General features: G+C 33.8%; 2 protein-coding genes. Both read left to right on the top strand.

Features of this window, described 5'->3' with window-relative positions:
• Positions 1 to 1,174 precede the first annotated feature (1,174 nt).
• Positions 1,175 to 1,399, top strand: coding sequence for a hypothetical protein (locus tag F6K13_RS27590; RefSeq protein WP_124143149.1), 225 nt, complete (start codon positions 1,175 to 1,177; stop codon positions 1,397 to 1,399).
• 305 nt (positions 1,400 to 1,704) lie between these two features.
• Positions 1,705 to 2,568, top strand: coding sequence for a pentapeptide repeat-containing protein (locus F6K13_RS27585; RefSeq protein ID WP_124143148.1), 864 nt, complete (start codon positions 1,705 to 1,707; stop codon positions 2,566 to 2,568).
• Positions 2,569 to 2,659 lie beyond the last annotated feature (91 nt).

Below are 2,659 nucleotides of genomic sequence, written 5' to 3'. Positions count from 1 at the left end.
CAATACGCATGGTGCGCCTCCTCCGGGGTTTTGGGGGTGTTTGGGGGTTAACCCACCATTGTACCGGGATAATCACTATTTTGTCAACACCAAAACCTATTACAGTTTCCTTATTTGATAGCAAAACTGAATTGATGTCACCATTGGTGTTTTCTTGTTATTTTACTTGTGATCAAAATTATAGCAGAAAAACGATACTCTTGTCGATCTTCTAACTTCCACTTCAAGTTACAACCGTGATTCACGTTTTGATCTGGATTTAACGGCTGCTTGATAGGTATTGTGTTTAGCATAGTTGTCAAATCCTTGTATTAATGACTAATTGACTGACTTGGTAATTTTAATTATGGCGACGTGAATCTAATTTACATTTATGTTTGCGATCGCTTTTTATTCTTTACCACTTGGAATTATAAATTACTTCGTACTGAAGGAGTATTTTAGTAATGCTACTAGAATAACTAGCTTAATGTGTGCCTGAAGGCAGGCAAGGTAAAAGTTCTACATTTTCAACACTGTTAGGAGGTTGGAACTTTGTGCCTCACTTTTAGGGAAGTCACCCTAGAAAAATACTTCATTATCTATGAAATTGTATTAGTGAGGAATGCGTTTTCTCCAACTTTCCAAACTTCATTTCACTATCTTGAGGTTTTAGCCAACACATTCTCAAGGTTTACTGTGTAGCTATTTTCCCCATTCATTCAATAAATTTGGTAGAGCCGTTAGATCACCAAGATATACTGACGTTTTTAGTAATATCCTTAAATTAGGGACATTCAATTTTTTGGACTGTACTAATAAATTCACTTTTGGTTTGCAATGGTTAGGTCATGGCTCTTCAATATGTTAACTATTGTTCTCGTTTGTTAGTTTAACTCTTGATTCGTATCATTTTACTTAATATTAAGTAAATCTTTATTAAGTTTTAATAATTATACATAAATTTAATTAATATTATGCATATATATGATGTTTATATGATATAGTAAATATTTTGATTACCTTTTTTTTTAAGACCATAGCTTTTACTATAGCTAGAAATACTTAGAACTACATCAGCAAAGTGTGGAATAAGTAATATCATGTCTGGAATAATAACCCTGAAAAAAACTTTCTCATCCTTCTTCTTTTCCTCCTATATAAGCTATTTGGTATCTTGACCTTGATAATAATTTTGAGCCATGGAGTCGTCCGTGAGATAGAGGCAATAGGAGAAAAAGGTGGAAAAATATTTCCATACTCCTCCATAAAGAGTCTGGGGAGATGGGGAGTGTGGGGATATGGGGATATGGGGATATGGAGACCCACCCCTAACCCCTACCAGGATGGGAATATTGAGAAAGATTTGGCAATGGCGCTCAGATGGAAAATTTCTTTATATCGAATTAAACGGATTTGATATAATTAGGATCTTTAGTTTTGCTGTATTGCTATGTTCGACTATAAACCCAAATTCAGTTGAAGTAAGGGATTTAGCCGACACACTAATCTTTGCCAATATCATTCCATAATGTCCAACTCCTTAATACTCGGTATGTTCGGTGGGTTACAGTGGACAGTTAAGATTTTGGTTCGCGACTCATAATTATTGTTGCCTAACCCACCCTACGCCTGGATTTAACATTCCTTTTACAAACAGTCTCTTATAGTTATTACTCCATAACAGAAATATATAAATATCTCTAAGAAGTTATCTAATAAAAAATGGCAAATAAAGAATATCTCGCCCTACTTAATCGGGATGTAATTACATGGAATGAATGGAGACAGAAAAATCTACATCTACAAGCAGATCTTACTAATGTCAACCTCAGAGGTATTAACCTGCAAGGTATTAATTTTCAAGGAGTAAATCTCACAGGAGCGAATCTCTGTTTAACTCAATTAAAAACAGCTAACTTAAGATATGCTAATTTAACTTCAGCTCAACTGATTCATGCTAACCTTACTTCTATTAATCTTCAGGGAGCTAACTTAAGATATGCTAATTTGATTTCTGCAGATCTAAGACAGGCTAACTTAATAGATGCTGATTTAGTTGGTGCAAATTTAATTGGAACTGATTTACAAAATGCTATTTGTCGATATGCTGATGCTACTTCAGCAGACCTGAGAAGAAGCAACTTAGCCAAAGCAGATTTAATAGAAACTAACTTCAGTTATGCTAATCTTAGTCATGCTAATCTCCATGAAGCTGAATTGATTGGGGCTTATTTTTACCAGACTAATTTAGACAAAGCTAATCTGATTGAAGCTCATCTGAGTAGAATTCATTTATCAAATGCTTCTTTAAAGGAAGCAAATCTTTATAAAGCAGATTTTAGGTTTGCAAACCTCAAAAAAGTTAATTTTCTAGGTGCAAATTTGAGGGGGGTTTATTTCCGAGGAACTAATCTAAGTAAGGCTATTTTAATTAGAGCTGATTTGAGAGGTGCTGATTTGAGAGGTGCTGATTTGAGAGGTGCTAATCTTACTGATGCTTTGATTAATGATATTAACCTTTCTGAAGCTAATCTTCAGGAAACAATTATGCCTAATGGTAAAGTTAATTATAATGATGAAACTTGATATTTTTAGTATTTTAACTATGTAGTATAAATACCATTTATGTTTGAGATATGAACAGGGAATTCAATATTTTAGAAAATAGGGAAGAGGA

It is taken from the genome of Okeania sp. SIO2B9 (genome assembly GCF_010672505.1).
Classification (GTDB): domain Bacteria; phylum Cyanobacteriota; class Cyanobacteriia; order Cyanobacteriales; family Microcoleaceae; genus Okeania; species Okeania hirsuta.
This window is presented reverse-complemented; position numbering and strand designations above follow the sequence as displayed.